Source organism: Sphaerospermopsis sp. LEGE 08334 (genome assembly GCF_015207205.1).
Taxonomy (GTDB): Bacteria; Cyanobacteriota; Cyanobacteriia; order Cyanobacteriales; family Nostocaceae; genus Sphaerospermopsis.
This window is the reverse complement of sequence record NZ_JADEXH010000012.1, coordinates 84887-100566: the sequence shown is the minus strand read 5'-3', so window position 1 is coordinate 100566 and position 15680 is coordinate 84887. Positions and strand designations below refer to the sequence as shown.

15 protein-coding genes and 1 pseudogene are annotated in these 15680 nt (G+C 38.6%); 7 read left to right on the top strand and 9 right to left on the bottom strand.

Annotated features, from left to right (window positions below):
* Window positions 1-25: 25 nt before the first annotated feature.
* Both IQ237_RS09175 and IQ237_RS09170 read right to left on the bottom strand, forming a co-directional pair.
* Window positions 26-1264 carry a DUF3696 domain-containing protein gene (locus tag IQ237_RS09175; RefSeq protein WP_194054313.1) on the bottom strand — a complete coding sequence of 413 codons (1239 nt, stop codon included), beginning with the start codon at window positions 1262-1264 and terminating at the stop codon, window positions 26-28.
* Between the two features lie 45 nt (window positions 1265-1309).
* Window positions 1310-1462 (bottom strand): annotated as a pseudogene (locus IQ237_RS09170) (hypothetical protein); the annotation flags it as partial.
* A gap of 325 nt (window positions 1463-1787) precedes the next feature.
* Between IQ237_RS09170 and IQ237_RS09165 the strand changes: the two are divergent.
* Complete coding sequence (locus IQ237_RS09165) at window positions 1788-1934, top strand: hypothetical protein (RefSeq protein WP_194054309.1); 147 nt, start codon at window positions 1788-1790, stop codon at window positions 1932-1934.
* A 67-nt stretch (window positions 1935-2001) separates the two neighbouring features.
* Here the strand turns inward: IQ237_RS09165 and IQ237_RS09160 are convergent, their stop codons facing one another.
* From IQ237_RS09160 to IQ237_RS09130, 7 genes are all read right to left on the bottom strand, one after another.
* The gene (locus tag IQ237_RS09160) at window positions 2002-2943 is read right to left on the bottom strand and encodes a LysR family transcriptional regulator (protein WP_194054307.1); all 942 of its coding nucleotides are present in this window, start codon (window positions 2941-2943) and stop codon (window positions 2002-2004) included.
* Window positions 2944-3496: 553 nt separating this feature from the next.
* Window positions 3497-4282: a carbon dioxide-concentrating mechanism protein CcmK gene (locus IQ237_RS09155; RefSeq protein WP_096571305.1), complete on the bottom strand. Its 786-nt coding sequence runs from the start codon at window positions 4280-4282 to the stop codon at window positions 3497-3499.
* A gap of 49 nt (window positions 4283-4331) precedes the next feature.
* Window positions 4332-5114 carry a transferase gene (locus IQ237_RS09150; protein WP_194054305.1) on the bottom strand — a complete coding sequence of 261 codons (783 nt, stop codon included), beginning with the start codon at window positions 5112-5114 and terminating at the stop codon, window positions 4332-4334.
* A gap of 393 nt (window positions 5115-5507) precedes the next feature.
* Complete coding sequence (locus tag IQ237_RS09145; protein WP_194054303.1) at window positions 5508-7163, bottom strand: ribulose bisphosphate carboxylase small subunit; 1656 nt, start codon at window positions 7161-7163, stop codon at window positions 5508-5510.
* 190 nt (window positions 7164-7353) lie between these two features.
* Entirely contained in the window at window positions 7354-7656 is a 303-nt protein-coding gene (locus IQ237_RS09140) for a EutN/CcmL family microcompartment protein (protein ID WP_096571311.1), read from the bottom strand.
* A 6-nt stretch (window positions 7657-7662) separates the two neighbouring features.
* Window positions 7663-8007: a carbon dioxide-concentrating mechanism protein CcmK gene (locus IQ237_RS09135; protein ID WP_096571313.1), complete on the bottom strand. Its 345-nt coding sequence runs from the start codon at window positions 8005-8007 to the stop codon at window positions 7663-7665.
* Between the two features lie 99 nt (window positions 8008-8106).
* The gene (locus tag IQ237_RS09130) at window positions 8107-8415 is read right to left on the bottom strand and encodes a carbon dioxide-concentrating mechanism protein CcmK (RefSeq protein ID WP_006276527.1); all 309 of its coding nucleotides are present in this window, start codon (window positions 8413-8415) and stop codon (window positions 8107-8109) included.
* An 842-nt stretch (window positions 8416-9257) separates the two neighbouring features.
* Between IQ237_RS09130 and IQ237_RS09125 the strand changes: the two genes are divergently transcribed.
* From IQ237_RS09125 to IQ237_RS09105, 6 genes are all read left to right on the top strand, one after another.
* Window positions 9258-11114, top strand: a complete 1857-nt coding sequence (locus IQ237_RS09125) for an NAD(P)H-quinone oxidoreductase subunit F (RefSeq protein WP_194054301.1) — start codon at window positions 9258-9260, stop codon at window positions 11112-11114.
* Window positions 11115-11226: 112 nt separating this feature from the next.
* Window positions 11227-12705: an NADH-quinone oxidoreductase subunit M gene (locus tag IQ237_RS09120; protein ID WP_194054365.1), complete on the top strand. Its 1479-nt coding sequence runs from the start codon at window positions 11227-11229 to the stop codon at window positions 12703-12705.
* A 172-nt stretch (window positions 12706-12877) separates the two neighbouring features.
* Entirely contained in the window at window positions 12878-13000 is a 123-nt protein-coding gene (locus IQ237_RS26660) for a hypothetical protein (RefSeq protein WP_255512639.1), read from the top strand.
* A 181-nt stretch (window positions 13001-13181) separates the two neighbouring features.
* Window positions 13182-13709, top strand: a complete 528-nt coding sequence (locus IQ237_RS09115; protein WP_194054300.1) for a hypothetical protein — start codon at window positions 13182-13184, stop codon at window positions 13707-13709.
* 54 nt (window positions 13710-13763) lie between these two features.
* Window positions 13764-14168, top strand: coding sequence for a hypothetical protein (locus IQ237_RS09110; protein ID WP_194054299.1), 405 nt, complete (start codon window positions 13764-13766; stop codon window positions 14166-14168).
* Window positions 14169-14514: 346 nt separating this feature from the next.
* Window positions 14515-15645, top strand: coding sequence for a CO2 hydration protein (locus IQ237_RS09105; protein ID WP_194054298.1), 1131 nt, complete (start codon window positions 14515-14517; stop codon window positions 15643-15645).
* Window positions 15646-15680 lie beyond the last annotated feature (35 nt).

Here is a 15680-nt window from a genome sequence, read left to right as displayed (position 1 = left end):
ATTGGTATCCTGGTTATAGTTACTGTTATTGTTCTTGTTGTTTTCTTCTTAGTGCTTTTTGCATTTCTAAAATTTCTTTCATACCTTCATTAAAAACACCTTCCGGCCAATCACTTAAAACCCCCTCCTCATCAACTGTTATTTCCCTCAGTTCTTTACCTTTCAACTCAGCATCTTCTATCCAGTAAATGATTAAATCATCTTGGGTGAAACCAAAATCATTTTCAACTATTAATTTCCGCAAACGCAAGATTATATTTTCAGAATGAGTTTCAATAATAAAAGTCTGATTATTCTCCTTTGCTGACTTCGCAAATAGTTCAGCTAAATCACCATGTGCAGCAGGATGTAAATGTAATTCCGGTTGTTCTAAAACAATTATTGAGTCAGGTCTATCAGTAACATTAGCACGAACAACTAAAGGTAATGCTTGATTCATTCCTTGTCCAACATCCATAATATTTACTTCAGTATCATTTTTAGAAAGTAGAATTTGGATAAGAGGTCTTTTACTTGTATCATCTACTATCAATTCCGAACCGTCAAAATGTTCCTTGTACCACTCTCCCACCTTCTCATACAAATTATCTTTTTTCTCTAATTTACTGACTCCAAGCATTATATAAGCATTTTCACCTGTAATACCTGTATCTCTAAATTTTGTCTTTCCAGTTAAAGAAAAGCATCTTTGAGGCAAAATTCTAAAAGGTCCAATATAATCTACATCAATTTTTGGTATTTTCAAGTTTGCAGATAAATTTTCATTTGTACCTTCTTTTATAAATTCAGTGGGTGTAAAACCTTTAAATTTGCACTCATAAAATTTTTGATCAATCTCATTAATGTATCCATTAGTAAAGGGGTTCATATTATTCATATCTTGCAAATCAAATTCCTGGTTATTATCTTTATATTTCCAATTGAAAATATCTAAACCATAACCATTTACTTTTTTTAGTAACCCAACTTCTATTTGTATATTATTCTCAAATGTAATTTGAAAATTTAAACTAATTCCTCCAGGGTTATTTTCAGGAAACAAATTATCAAAATCTGCACCTAATTCCACTCCATTATTTTTCAATAGTAGAGGTTCATCAATATCTCCCTTGAGGGACGTTTCCAGCAAAGTAAATAATTTAGCAATAGAACTTTTACCAGAACTATTTTTACCAATCAAAATAGTAATTGGTTTTAATTGCATTGTCTGTTTTTCATAAAATGCTTTGTAATTTTCAAAAGAGACTGATTTTATTTTTACCATGATTAATAAACCTTATAAATTAATGTTCGGATTCTCAGAAATGAATGGTTCAGTAGTATAAATGCGATCGCTGCTGACTCCCAGCAACCGCACCCCTACCGTACCAGCATCATTTACCCGCACAGACTCCGTTTCCAAAGTCACAGGCAAAGGTGTAATTAATAACTCTCGTTCTTCTCCTGTTAAGGATATTACACCTGCTATATAAAACCTAGACAAAGCTAGACTTTACTTTCTACTTCAACGGGAGCATGGGAGCGGTTATCCCTCAGTAGACTTGCACGCTGTAGCCCAACGCGACTTTCTCAGGTTAAGATTTGGAAACAGACTATCACTATCAATGATTGGTTTTCGCGTCGGTAATAGTCTGATTCAATACTTGATATCTGAGGATTATATATCAAGTTGGCATTTTTCTGAGCTAACTTATGTCCATTTTTGTCAACATAAGTATATTATTGTCTATAAAATGGTCAACTTAGGACAAGCTCTTCTTGTAACCAAAGCTTTGTCACCATAGACTGTGACAGATACAATCTGGCTTTGTATTGTTTTACGCCAAGATGATAATTCCGAGTTTACCATTGCCGGTTTTCCACCATGTTTAACAGTTACCAGTTATCACTGTCACCTTTTGCCTGTTCACTGGTTTAATAGTTATGTTGGTTAATTGTCAATGGTTTCCTGTTGCACCGTCAAGCAGTAAGGAAGTTTTGAATGTAAATTTGATGCAAATTTTATGACGGAAGTTGCTCAACCTTAATACTGAGAGGAGCAATTTCCTTTTCCACAATTTTCCTTGCTGCCTCTAATAGATACTCGTAATAAGTACGAGCAACAATAGATAATTGTTTACCTGCTGGATAAGCTATATACCAAGTCCGCTTAATGGGAAAATGCTGTACATCCAAAATACTAAACTCATGGGCATCCGTCAACAAAGTATGACGAGATAGCACCGAAATTCCCAAGCCTCCAACTATAGCCTGTTTTATTGCTTCATTACTCCCTAATTCCAATTTCACCTTGACCTTCACCCCATGTTCATCTAAGAGACTTTGCACAGCGCGGCGTGTACCCGAACCCGGTTCCCGCATAATAAACGGTTCTTCTCCCAGTCGTTCTAAAGGAATATTTTTTTCCTTGGCTAAGGGATGTCCAGCAGGAGCAAAAACCACCAAAGGATTTTCCAAAAAAGGTTGACAATTGATATCCAGATGATCTGGAACTTGACTCATAATATACAAGTCATCCAAATTAGCAATCATCCGATCCAAAATACCTTCATGATTTGTCACCTGTAGCGAAATATCAATTCCCGGATACTGTTGGCAAAACGGACCCAACAAACGGGGAATAATATATTTAGCCGTGGTAATTACCCCCAAACGCAATTGACCTTGTTTTAGCCCCTTTAAATTTGCAACAGTCATTTCAAACTGGGCGATAGTGTCAAAAATCTGGCGACAAGTGGCAAATAACTCATGTCCCGCTTCTGTTAAAAATAAGCGTTTTCCCACCTGTTCAAACAATGGCAACCCCACAGATTTTGTTAGTTGCTTGATTTGCATTGATACAGTCGGTTGGGTGAGAAATAACTCTTCAGCAGCACGGGTAAAGCTACCGTGTCTTGCAGCGGCCTCGAACACCTTCAACTGGTGCAGTGTCGCTTGGTTCAAGGTGATTCTCCTCTAATAGCAGTTAATAGATAACTTAATTTGCTAGTTGTGTTAGAAGTTCAGAAGTTCAGAAGTTCAGAACCAAGAATTAAGTTTTTCCCCTACACCCCTACACCCTGACTTTTTTGTAACTAGCAACTTGGGTTAGATATATTAGTCAGCAGTAAGATTGTGAAAACTCTTGTTTTACAAATATTGTAGAATTTGAGATGATCCTCATTATCTGCCGACTACTATATATATTCAGTATTACTTAACACTGACAAATTGTGTAGTGGCACACATATTAAAGTTATGAGTGTAAGTATAGAGAAAAACCTATCCTCGCTATCAGAAGTGTAGTATTGGACTTATGGAATTGAAAAGATATGATCAAAACAACACAAAACGTAAGATGCCTTCCAACCCAAGATGAATGCTGAATATCGAAAATATAGCATCAGGCAAGAGGCAAAAGGCAAAAGTAAAACCCTTGTCAAAACTAGGTTTGAGTTTTCAATAATGTCTTAAAGTTCTTGTCCACAGCTACATATAATTGATTATTCACCATTCATCATTCATCACTCCAAAGTTCTTCCTTAACCTTAACAGGCAATTTCGCTAAATCAGGTAATTCCACAGCTTCTGCATCAACAATTTTATCCTTGATATTCAAGGGTATATTCACTGGTTGACGTTCTTCCACCCAGCAACTAGCCACAGGCAAGGTTTGTTCCAACTCATCCAAAGGTCGCGGAATCACCATGACAGCGTTTAACTCACCAATCCTTTCTGCCTCATACATTCCCGCTTCTACAGCAACAGCCACATTAGCCACCGTACCCCGAATAATAGCGGTACACAAGCCCGCACCAATTTTTTCATAGGAAGCTAAATGGACATCTGCTGATTTCAGCATAGCATCACAAGCCCCTACCATTGCCGGAAAACCACGAGTTTCGACCAAACCAATCGCTTGATTACTTAAACGGCTGTAACTGCCATCCTCCATTATTTGCGTGAGACGGTTAATAGGTAGAACTATATCCAAATTGGGATAAGGCCGAGGAATAACCAAACTAGACACCAATTGTCCAAACTGTTCTGCTGTTTGTACACCAGCTTCCACAGCTAGACGTACATCAGCAATATTACCCCGAACAATAGCCGTACAGTGACCACTACCAATTTTTTCATAGCCGACTAAATGAACACCAGCCGACTTGAGCATCATATCAGCCGTGCCAACAATAGCCGGAAAACTGAGAGTGGATACCATACCCAAGGCTGCATCCTTGAGGGGATCGCGGCGACGTGGTGCATGGATGGTACTAAGAGAGCGTTGGTTGTATGTTTCCATCATAAATTCACCAGGATTCTCGCAAAGGCAGACAACTAACAAATAACACTTACTCTGAGGAATTTTCAGAGTTTTGGTTACTCAAGGGTTGCCGATTGGGAAACAATGTAGTCAATAGTCTATTAATGCTTCCTTGTCCATATATCTGTGTTCCAAAAATTTGAGAACTTTCAGTGTTAGCTGGACTGGGTTCGGGTTCTTGAGTGTTAGTTTCTTGTGAACCTGGGAGATTTGTTTCTGTGGGGGTAGAGTCAGTAACTAGGGGAGTTTCTGCAACAGGAGGTGACTGGCTTTTAGGAATGGGAGAAGGTGGAGGTACGGAAATAGATTCTTGTTTAAAATCCACAAAAGCCGCAGCAGAAAATTGAGTATAAGTAACTACGTTTTCCTTGGGTGTTTCAGGTTCTGCTTCTGGGGGATTTGTCTCAGTGGTATCAGAGGCCGTTTCTACCTCCTGTTGATTTTGATTTTCATCAATTTGCCGACTGCTATCTCCCAGAATTGAACCTGATGGTACTACTTGCTCCGGTGCGACGGAACAGTTAAACACTGTCGTAGCAGCACCAATACAAGCATTAGCCCCAATTTTGCCTTGGCCAACCATCAAAAAGCCGGCTCCCAGGTTTGCTCCTGCTTCTATTTCTAGGATACCCTCATTGACTTGGAGAATTGACCCCATGCCAATACAAACCCCAGGACCAATAATAATTTTACTGTTGGCAGCTGCTTGGAGTATTACCCCTGGTGCTATTACGGCGGTTTCATGAATATTGACATCGCCACTCATAAGAGAATTAAAACTGTTGCCCAGGCGTAGCAGCGGCACAGACATGGAATTTATTACCTCGGAAGCCGGAAAAATTAATGTTGAATATTTTGAGATAGGTAGGTGGGGGAAGCATCACAGGGGTAGGTTTTTAATATTAACTGTGAAGGCAGGACTAGGTAGACAAGGAGGTATTGTAGACAAGGAAGATTTGATACGCACAATGGTATTTTGACGGACTGTTCTTGTTACCAAGAAAATCTGATTTTGTACGGTTTTCCTCCCTTGTCCACTGTCCTTCCAAGTCATCCAAGTCTTGCCCTGACGACAATGTAAAATACCTACCCTTGTGAGGTGGGGGAAGCAGGGGAAGAAAAATTAATTCTTTATTCTTAAATTCTCTTGACTCCTGACTCCTTGAAATACTGTCACCTGTCACCTGTCACCTGTCACCTAAAATTATGGACGCTGAATAATTGCTTCTAACACGCGGCGTTTTGCTGCGGTGTCGATTCCAATTAAGCGCACGTATTCACCTGGATATTCAGAGAGGCAAGCTTCTACAGCAGCGATCGCATCTCTTTCTGTTCTCGCTTCAATTTGTCCAGCACTTGCCCAAGTACCTGTACGGAAACGGCGCTGGTCTACGTGTTCCAAGGTAATTTTCAACCCACCTTGTAACAATTGTCTCAGTTGATCTACTACTTCTGCACTTAAACGGGTGCTAGTTACGGTTGCAGTTCCACCACCATAAGAAGTTGCTGCTGGTTTCGCTGTGCCAGAAGATACTACTTGTCCGTTAGGACGTTGGATAATGGTTTCTAGTACGCGACGTTTAGCTTTAGCATCAATGCCAATTAAACGTACATATTCCCCCTGATGGGAAACCATACAATCTTCTAACGCTGCTACTACCTCATTAGCAGAATTTGTTTCAATGGGTTGGCAGTTTTGCCATGTACCTGTACGGAAACGACGCTCATCCACGTGTTCTGTACCAATTTTGTAGCCCTTAGCCAAAAGTTGGCGAATTTGGTTAATGGTTTCGGCACTGAGGCTACCACTGGCAACAGCACCGTTACCATTACCATTGCCGTTGTAGCTGCTGTAAGATGTAGCCGCAGGAGCTTTAAAGCTAGATGTACCGTTGCTAACTACACCATCAGGACGTTGAATGATGGTTTCTAATACCCGTTTTCTACCATTGTCAATGCCGAACAACCGCACGTACTCGCCACTGTGGTCTACTAAACAAGATTCTAAGGCTGCGATCGCTTGTCCTAATGACCGGGTTTCAATAGCCTTACAGCTTTGCCAAGAACCTGTGCGGAAACGTCTTTGATCTACGTGTTCTGTGCCAATTTTATAACCTTGTTCCAGTAGATAGCGCACTTGCTCTATCGTTTCTGCACCCAATTTGCTTGCCACTTCACTACTCCTATCCAATTCTTCAACGGTAATGCTTGTATAAGATTTTGCCCCAGAAACATTCAGTTCATCCCGAATTGGGGTAATACACTTGAGATCCTCTGCACAGCGATAACCAGCCCGCAAAGCCTGATTTATCCCCACAACGTGGTGAGCAAATTGCTGATCCTGATCTTGTACATCTGGCAAACGATCCGCTTGTTGTTGGGTCGTAATAATAGAGCCAGAAGCTACGTATTTTCCTGGGGGAATTTCTACATCTTGTATTAATGCGTGCATCATGACGATGCAACCTGCTCCGACTCTGGCGTTAAAGACAGTGGAGCGAAAACCTATAAAGCAACTGTCCCCAACATAAGCTGGTCCATGAATCAGCGCCATGTGGGTAATAGAAGCACTTTTGCCAATCCATACCGAGTATTTTTCGCCATCATCACCAATTACTCGGCCTTGCTCCAACCCATGAATGACTACGCCATCTTGAATGTTGGTATTTTCACCAATATAAAAAGGTGTGCCTTCATCTGCTCTAATCGAAGTTCCTGGAGCAATAATCACATTCGCACCCAGGTGTACATTCCCAATGAGATTACAAGAAGAATGTACATAAGCGGTTTGATGGATATCGGGTTCAGCTAAACTCCTTGACCACGGGGTTGGGGGTGCCGCCGTGCTGCGGACTGCCATTGTGAGATTCCTCCTGAAATATGCTTTTTGTCAGTGGTCATTAGTTATTGGTCATTGGTCATTGGTCATTGGTCATTGGTCATTGGTCATTAGTCGGTTTCTGATGAACTATATTTTTCTCACCAGTCACCAGTCACCAGTCACCAGTCACCAGTCACCAGTCACCAGTCACCAGTCACCTGTTTCCTGACTATCTATATTGATCTTTTTTGCTGTAAATGAAACGATCTTCAACGTGAATCGTATCTATTATCGCCACTACTGCTGCATCTAACGGACGTTGTTCGTTACCAAGAACTTGACGAGCGGCACTGCCTCTACTGACAAGTACCCACTCATCTACTCCTGCTCCCACACTATCGGCTGCTACCTCATATTCTGAGAGGAGATTTCCGTTTTCATCTACTAATTGCAACATTAGTAGTTTTACACCCCGCAGACTCGGATCTTTTTGGGTGCTAACTACTGTGCCACGCACTTTAGCAATTTGCATTCTTAATTATTGTCTGCTTCTGAAAGGACGAATTCCGCTTACACCTTCCCGGAATTGTTCAACATCCTCTGTATATCTAATTGGCAGTACATATTCCAGGTTTTCGTGAGGACGAGCAATTATGTGTGTAGACAACACTTGTCCACCGTTGACTCGTTTCACGTTTTCTACTCCTGCTGCTACAGAAGCTTGGACTTCGGAAACGTCACCGCGCACAATAACTGTTACCCGACCGCTACCAATTTTTTCATAGCCTACTAAGGTAACACGAGCCGCTTTTACCATAGCATCAGCAGCTTCTACTACTGCTGGAAAGCCCAGGGTTTCCACCATTCCCACTGCAATTGACATTATTCTTTTATCCTTAAATCAAATTTTTCAACAAGCACCAAACAGACAAATTTTCCACGTAAGCAAGTAAATCCTTTAACCACTTTATTTTAAAAGTGTTTAGGTTCGGAACTGTTCTACTGCTTCTGTGTACCGAATCGGTAATACATATTCTAGGTTTTCGTGGGGACGAGCAATGATATGAGTAGACAAAACTTCACCACCATTGACTCTTCTTGCGGCTTCAATTCCCGCTGCTACTGAAGCTTGTACTTCAGATACATCACCCCGCACAATTACGGTAACACGCGCACTACCGATTTTTTCATAGCCTACTAAGGTAACACGGGCTGCTTTTACCATCGCATCCGCAGCTTCTACTACTGCTGGAAACCCTTTTGTCTCAATCATTCCAACTGCAATTGGCATCGCAGAACTCCTAAAAATTTAATACAATCTGTACTATGGGTGTATTTTTTTGACGGGGATGCTCATTTTGAGCATTGGAGAAAAATACTTCTAAAATTAAGGATATGAAACCTTGGCATCCCTGGCAACATAAATTACTATAATAGTTTATGATAAAATACTTTTAAAAAACTTAACAAAACTTAATATACCCAAAAAATACATCAAAGTTCACGGTTTCCTAGAGTGGCCACTTATGCTTTATAATTTTTTTATTACTTTAAAAAATCACATTCATAACCAGGGCTAATCTGAACTACTCAGGATTGAACAGAGGCTGTATATTCTACTGTCTCAGTCTTTCCTTGATTTTTGCTATTGGCACAGATATTGAATGAACGATATATAAGATTTTTAAATATAAAGTATAAAATTCTTTTTTCAAAGTAGGAAGACAAATGTTCCATCAGATGATTAAAGAAGATAATTAGTGAGCATTCAGCTATCAGTAATCAGTTTTAACCTAATTATAAGCAGAGAGGTTTTTGATGAAATTAAAAGTTTGCCCAATTCCACAATACAAATTTACCGACTGGCTTTTGTCTTTGTTTTTTTAACAAGATTGCTGAATACTGAAAATCAGTACATGCTGCGAACTCTGTAAATTTTGTAAATTTTGTAAATTTTGTAAATTTATATATAACTGCCCGTGAATAGCGCAGGTGAAAGTAAAAATACTGATTCAAGTTTTTTGAGAAATAGTTAAGAAAAACTTGATTTTTTCAAAATTAACATTTTTTAAGCAAATGATTGATTTAAGGCTGTTTAAGAAACCAAAGGCTGAGTCGTCAAGGAAAAATTAAATGAATGAAGTTCTATTTTTCACCAGTTGGTTTGTACCTTTTTATAGCTTACTAGGGGCAATTTTAACACTGCCTTGGGGCATTGGATTAATTCAACGTACAGGACCTAGACCTGCTGCTTACTTGAACTTGTTGACTACCTTACTAGGTTTTGTCCATAGCCTGATTGTATTTCGAGACATCTGGAACAGAGACCAAGAAAATTTATTAATTACTTGGTTTCAAACTGCGGATTTTAAGTTAACCTTTGCTTTAGAACTGTCACCAGTAAGTATTGGGGCAATAGTTTTAATCACAGGATTAAGTTTATTAGCTCAAATTTATGCCCTGGGTTACATGGAAAAAGACTGGTCTTTAGCCAGATTTTTTGGGCTTTTGGGATTTTTTGAAGCTGCTTTGACTGGTTTAGCGATTAGTGATTCTTTGTTCCTCAGTTATGCTTTGTTAGAAGTTCTCACCCTTTCTACTTACTTGTTGGTGGGTTTTTGGTATGCTCAACCCTTGGTAGTCACAGCAGCGCGAGATGCGTTTTTAACCAAGCGGGTGGGAGATTTATTATTGCTGATGGCTGTTGTCACGCTTTCCACCCAAGCTGGTAGTTTGAACTTTTCTGACTTGTATGAGTGGGTACAAACAGCTAATTTAAGTCCATTAACATCTACATTATTGGGTATAGCTTTGATTGCTGGTCCTGCGGGTAAGTGCGCTCAGTTTCCCCTGCATTTGTGGTTAGATGAGGCGATGGAAGGACCAAACCCAGCTTCGGTAATGCGAAACTCTTTGGTAGTGGCTGGTGGTGCTTATGTTTTGTACAAGATTCAGCCAATATTAGTTTTATCGCCTATCGCTCTGAATGCCTTGGTAGTTATGGGTACGGTGACTGCGGTGGGTGCAACTTTGGTGTCAATAGCCCAGATTGATATCAAGCGGGCTTTATCTCACTCTACAAGCGCCTATATGGGATTGGTGTTTTTGGCAGTGGGTTTAGAACAAGGTGGTGTAGCCTTGATGTTGTTGTTAACTCATGCAATCGCCAAAGCCTTATTATTTATGAGTTCTGGATCTATCATATATACTACCCAAAGTCAAGACTTAACAGAAATGGGTGGTTTGTGGTCAAGAATGCCAGCTACTACCACCGCCTTTGTAGTTGGTTCAGCAGGGATGGTGACATTATTACCCTTGGGTAGTTTTTGGGCAATGTTGGCTTGGGCTGATGGCTTAATCAAAGTTAACCCTTGGGTGATTGCAGTTTTAGTTTTGGTTAATGGCTTGACAGCTTTAAATTTAACCAGAGTTTTCCGGCTGATCTTTTGGGGACAACCACAACAGAAAACACGCCGCGCCCCAGAAGTCGGTTGGCCAATGGCTTTACCAATGGTGACTTTAACTATCATCACCCTGCTAATACCAATGATGCTTCAGCAATGGTACTTACTACCAAACTGGGAAAGTATTGATTGGTACATTGTATTAGCTTTGGTGACTTCCACGGTCTTAGGGGTGGTGATTGGCTCAAAGATTTACCTGCATAAAGGTTGGTCAAGATCCAGAATTTTAGGATGGAGATTTTTGCAGGATTTATTAGGGTATGATTTTTACATTGACAGAGTTTATCGCTTCACCATAGTTAGTGCAGTAGCATTATTGTCCAAGATATCTGCATGGAGCGATCGCTACTTGGTTGATGGGTTTGTGAATTTAGTCGGCTTTGCGACTATTTTTGGCGGACAAAGCTTAAAATACAGCATTTCCGGTCAATCTCAAGGTTATATGTTAACTATCCTCGTTGTGATCAGCCTTCTTGGTTTCTTTATTAGCTGGTCCTTGGGTTTACTGGATAAATTGCCTTTTTAGGTGATTGGTGATTGGTGATTGGGTTATTAACCTCCCCATCTCCCCATCTCCCCTACTTCCCCTACTTCATTCTGAACTCCTGAACTTCTGAACTCCTGAACTCCTCATTATGATGCTAAGTACATTGATATTGCTGCCGTTAGTGGGTGCAGCATTAATTGGTTTCTATCCTGCTGCTTTGAGTGGGAAAATTGCCCGGAAAATAGCTTTGGTTTTTGCGGTAATTATTTTTCTGTGGACGGTTTTCCTAACAATTAAATTTAATCCTGGGGAAGTCGGAATACAGTTTGCTGAGTCTTTACCCTGGATAGATGCGTTAGGTTTAAACTATAATTTAGGTGTAGATGGTTTATCCTTGCCATTGCTTTTGTTAAATGGACTTTTAACAGGTATTGCCATCTATAGTAGTGATGAATCTCTACAACGTCCTAAATTTTATTACTCCTTAATTCTGCTGTTGAGTGCAGGGGTGACAGGAGCTTTTTTAGCACAGGATTTATTGTTATTTTTCCTGTTTTATGAATTGGAATTGATTCCCCTATATCTTTTGATTGCTATTTGGGGTGGTGCAAGACGGGGTTATGCTGCTACTAAGTTTCTGATCTATACAGCGATTTCGGGAATCTTAATTTTAGCTAGTTTTTTGGGGATGGTTTGGTTGAGTCATTCTCCTAGTTTTGGACTAGCAACTTTAAATGCTCACACTCTACCTTTAGCCACTCAACTATTATTATTAGCAGGAATTTTAGTTGGGTTTGGCATTAAAATTCCTCTCGTTCCTTTTCATACTTGGTTGCCAGATGCTCACGTCGAAGCATCTACACCAATTTCTGTTTTATTAGCTGGGGTATTGTTGAAATTAGGAACTTACGGTTTACTCAGATTTGGAATGAACTTGTTACCCCAAGCTTGGGAATATGTAGCACCAAGTTTAGCAACATGGGCGGTGATTAGTGTATTGTTTGGTGCATCTTGTGCGATCGCCCAAACGGACATGAAAAAAATGGTAGCCTATAGTTCTATCGGACACATGGGCTATGTTTTGTTAGCAGCAGCAGCAGCGACACCACTCAGCGTCTTGGGTGCTGTCATGCAAATGGTGAGTCACGGTTTAATTTCTGCTCTGATGTTTCTTTTGGTGGGGGTTGTGTATAAAAAAGCTGGTAGCCGTGATTTAGAAGTGATTCGGGGATTACTGAACCCAGAAAGAGGAATGCCGGTGATTGGTACTTTGATGATTTTAGGAGTCATGGCCAGCGCAGGTATACCGGGAATGGTGGGTTTTATTTCCGAATTTATTGTATTTCGCGGTAGTTATGCAGTTTTTCCCGTGCAAACCCTGGTATCAATGCTGGGGACTGGTTTAACGGCGGTTTATTTCTTAATTTTGGTAAATCGTGCCTTTTTTGGGCGGTTATCTGAGCAAGTGATGAATTTACCAAGAGTCTATTGGAGCGATCGCATTCCTGCTTTAATCTTAGCTGTGTTAATTGTGGTTTTTGGCATCCAACCATCTTGGTTAGTGCATTGGACCCAAGCGACAATTCAAGGAATGGTAAATACGCAGAACCTATTAACTCAAATACTCTGATACCAGAGGAAAAGGAAAAGTTAAATATGGATGCTAGAGATTGGGAAAATTCATTTTGATATTCCCAGTTCTAGCAACCAGTATTAATCAATAATTTTATGGTTAAAATATCTAGATCATGTTATTATTGATAAGTTCACAGCAACTACAGAAAACCTAAAGGATCTTATATATGAAATCAAAACACTTAGAAATATATGCTGATGGCGCAGGTATTATGGTTGGTTCAACCATAAGCAAACTAAATTTTTACTCTGTTGTAGATATTTCAGAAGATAATGACGAAAAAAAATAGAAGAAGAATTAAAAGTACAGATAGCTATTCCCACAATTACTTTACTCAAAGTATGCGCTAGATTCTTAAAGCAAGTTAAAACTGACGAGTTAGAAATCATTAGTGTTATAGACAGTCATAAAGAGGAAATCCTTAAAACTTTGGCAGATTTAGGCTTACAAGAAAGTGATGGAGAATAAAAATGTTAAAGATAAAGTCACAACCTGAAAAATCTTACTTATTAAAAGATAATTACGAGTTTCTGCGGAAAACCAAAACGATCACTTCTATTTCTATGCAGATGCAGGAAGTACAAACAAACCAATACTATCACAAATATGTCGCTTTTGAAAATGAAGAAATTAGGCTTAATAAACTAAGAAAAAAGGCTAAACTAATTAATGAAATACGTAATTATTTGTCTTTACCTGATGATTGGGATGGATATGAAGGAATTGCACCTCAATCAAAAACAATAGCAGAAACTATTTCTTTCGTAAAAAGTTTACCTGATTCTATATCATTACCTAAACCAATGGTAAGTGGTACAGGAATAGTTGGTTTGTTTTGGGAAAAAGATAATATTTATGCTGAAGTTTGTTTTGAGGGTGATGGAACATTTTGGTATTACGGTACAGATAGTGATTTGGAAATAGGAGAAGAATCTGTATCTATTCAAGAGGTAAATGAACTACCAAAGAACTTAATTAATTTAATCAATAAAATTTAATTTTCTATGAATTGTTCAGAAATTTATAATGTAACATCTAATAGATGTAAGTTTGTGCAAGAAAATGATTCTCAATGTAATTGCGAAAAAGTTTCAGTTAGTCAATATTCTCCAGGTATTATAGAAGATGATGAAATACTAATCAGACAAATTTATTCACCTATTCACATAGATAAAGAAACTGGAAAAGTTAATTCCACTGCATTTATTGATGCTCAGGATAAAGGTATGTCTGTAAATAGAAAAACATACACATCATTAGAAGAATTAAATAAAAAAGTTGAATATAAACTAAAGCTAGATCAGGAAAGAGGTAAAGATAGACATTTTCTTGGTGTTATTTATGCAAATTGCGAAAATGTCAGATCAATAAAAACTAATGATAACCTCAAAGCTTTTTGTGTTTACAGCACTTTGCACGTCTATCTAGTACAGTTCATATCCTATTTTCTAGCTTGATGTAATAATTCTGTCTTATGTTTTTGTACCTAAACGTTACGCAAAGTGCTGTATGATACATGTAATAAACATGATATTTCTCATGCAGATATCTGTCAAACCCTATCTAGTCGTGTAGAAGGGAGTAGAATGCGCCTTAAATTCAGAAAAGCTTTTTCCGAGAAACCTGTAACGCTAGATGTTTTATTTACAACTTCAAATAACTGAGATTCTTGTTAGGTTTAAAAAATAAACAGCATCAAAAATTACTATTGTAGTATTTTTATTCCAAATATAGCTTGATCTTTGTTAAAATCTATAAATACCGATACCTATTAATTATCTAAGATAGTGGGAGCTAAAACTAATGGTTAATACCAAAAACAAACCCGTTGATCATCCCTTGAATGAGTTTATCCAGCGTTTACAAACTGGAGAAGCGTTACTGAAAGATAGCCCAGAAAATGTTTTAGAAGTAGTGGGTATTCTGAAAAGTTATGGTGTGGTTTTAGATGCTTATTCCCAAAATCTTATTTACATTGCTGAACATCAGTTTTTAGTGTTTTTCCCATTTTTTAAATATTTTAATGGTAAAGTTTCTTTATCTCAATTACTGCGTCATTGGTGGCATCACAGAATTAATTTTGAGTATGCCGAATATTGCATGAAAACCATGATGTGGCATGGTGGTGGTGGCTTAGATAGTTATTTAGATAGTAAAGAATTTGCAGAAAGAGCAGAAGCGGTAATCGCTACTAAATTTAAGTATAATCCTTTAATTTTAGGAATTAACAATCTGTTCCCTGATTTTTTGAATGAACAGTTGCGAGTATCTGCCTACTATAGTGGTTTAGGTCAATTTTGGCGAGTTATGGCTGATATTTTTCTCAGCTTATCAGACCTTTATGATCAAGGGAAAATTAAATCAATTCCTCAAGTTGTAGATCATATTAAAGTTGGTTTGGTAAAAGATGCTTTAAGACCTATTACCTACGAAGTGAAAATTGGCAGTAAAGTTTATGATATTATTCCTAAATCAGTTGGTTTGACATTCTTACCAGATACCGCAGTTCCTTATGTAGAAGCGGTATTTTTCCGGGGAACTCCCTTTTTAGGAACTGTTTCTTTAAACGCCCAAGCATATCAAGTTCCCCCAGATCAGGCCAGATTTCAATATGGTGCATTATACGCAGATCCTTTACCTATTGGTGGTGCGGGTATTCCTCCTACATTGTTAATGCAAGATATGCGCCATTATTTACCAGAATATCTGCATGATATTTATAAGCGTAGTTTGCGCGGTGAAGATGATCTGCGGGTACAAATTTGTATGAGTTTCCAAAAGTCCATGTTTTGTGTCACCAGTGCTGCTATTTTAGGATTGATGCCTTATCCTGTGGATACAAAAGATCAATCTGAGCAAACAGCGAATCGGGTATATTTAGAAAAGTGGATGGATAGATTTAAAACTTCTCGGTTATTAGAAGTAAATGAATAGTACATAGGTACAGACAAAAGTTTGCTTTAGATTAG

What these genes read in the sequence shown, in the direction of transcription:
- IQ237_RS09175 (WP_194054313.1), bottom strand. Translation starts at nt 1,264, where the DNA reads ATGGTAAAAATAAAATCAGTCTCTTTTGAAAATTACAAAGCATTTTAT.
- IQ237_RS09155 (WP_096571305.1), bottom strand. Translation starts at nt 4,282, where the DNA reads ATGGAAACATACAACCAACGCTCTCTTAGTACCATCCATGCACCACGT.
- IQ237_RS09150 (WP_194054305.1), bottom strand. Translation starts at nt 5,114, where the DNA reads ATGTCTGTGCCGCTGCTACGCCTGGGCAACAGTTTTAATTCTCTTATG.
- IQ237_RS09145 (WP_194054303.1), bottom strand. Translation starts at nt 7,163, where the DNA reads ATGGCAGTCCGCAGCACGGCGGCACCCCCAACCCCGTGGTCAAGGAGT.
- IQ237_RS09140 (WP_096571311.1), bottom strand. Translation starts at nt 7,656, where the DNA reads ATGCAAATTGCTAAAGTGCGTGGCACAGTAGTTAGCACCCAAAAAGAT.
- IQ237_RS09135 (WP_096571313.1), bottom strand. Translation starts at nt 8,007, where the DNA reads ATGTCAATTGCAGTGGGAATGGTGGAAACCCTGGGCTTTCCAGCAGTA.
- IQ237_RS09130 (WP_006276527.1), bottom strand. Translation starts at nt 8,415, where the DNA reads ATGCCAATTGCAGTTGGAATGATTGAGACAAAAGGGTTTCCAGCAGTA.
- IQ237_RS09125 (WP_194054301.1), top strand. Translation starts at nt 9,258, where the DNA reads ATGAATGAAGTTCTATTTTTCACCAGTTGGTTTGTACCTTTTTATAGC.
- IQ237_RS09120 (WP_194054365.1), top strand. Translation starts at nt 11,227, where the DNA reads ATGCTAAGTACATTGATATTGCTGCCGTTAGTGGGTGCAGCATTAATT.
- IQ237_RS26660 (WP_255512639.1), top strand. Translation starts at nt 12,878, where the DNA reads ATGAAATCAAAACACTTAGAAATATATGCTGATGGCGCAGGTATTATG.
- IQ237_RS09115 (WP_194054300.1), top strand. Translation starts at nt 13,182, where the DNA reads ATGTTAAAGATAAAGTCACAACCTGAAAAATCTTACTTATTAAAAGAT.
- IQ237_RS09105 (WP_194054298.1), top strand. Translation starts at nt 14,515, where the DNA reads ATGGTTAATACCAAAAACAAACCCGTTGATCATCCCTTGAATGAGTTT.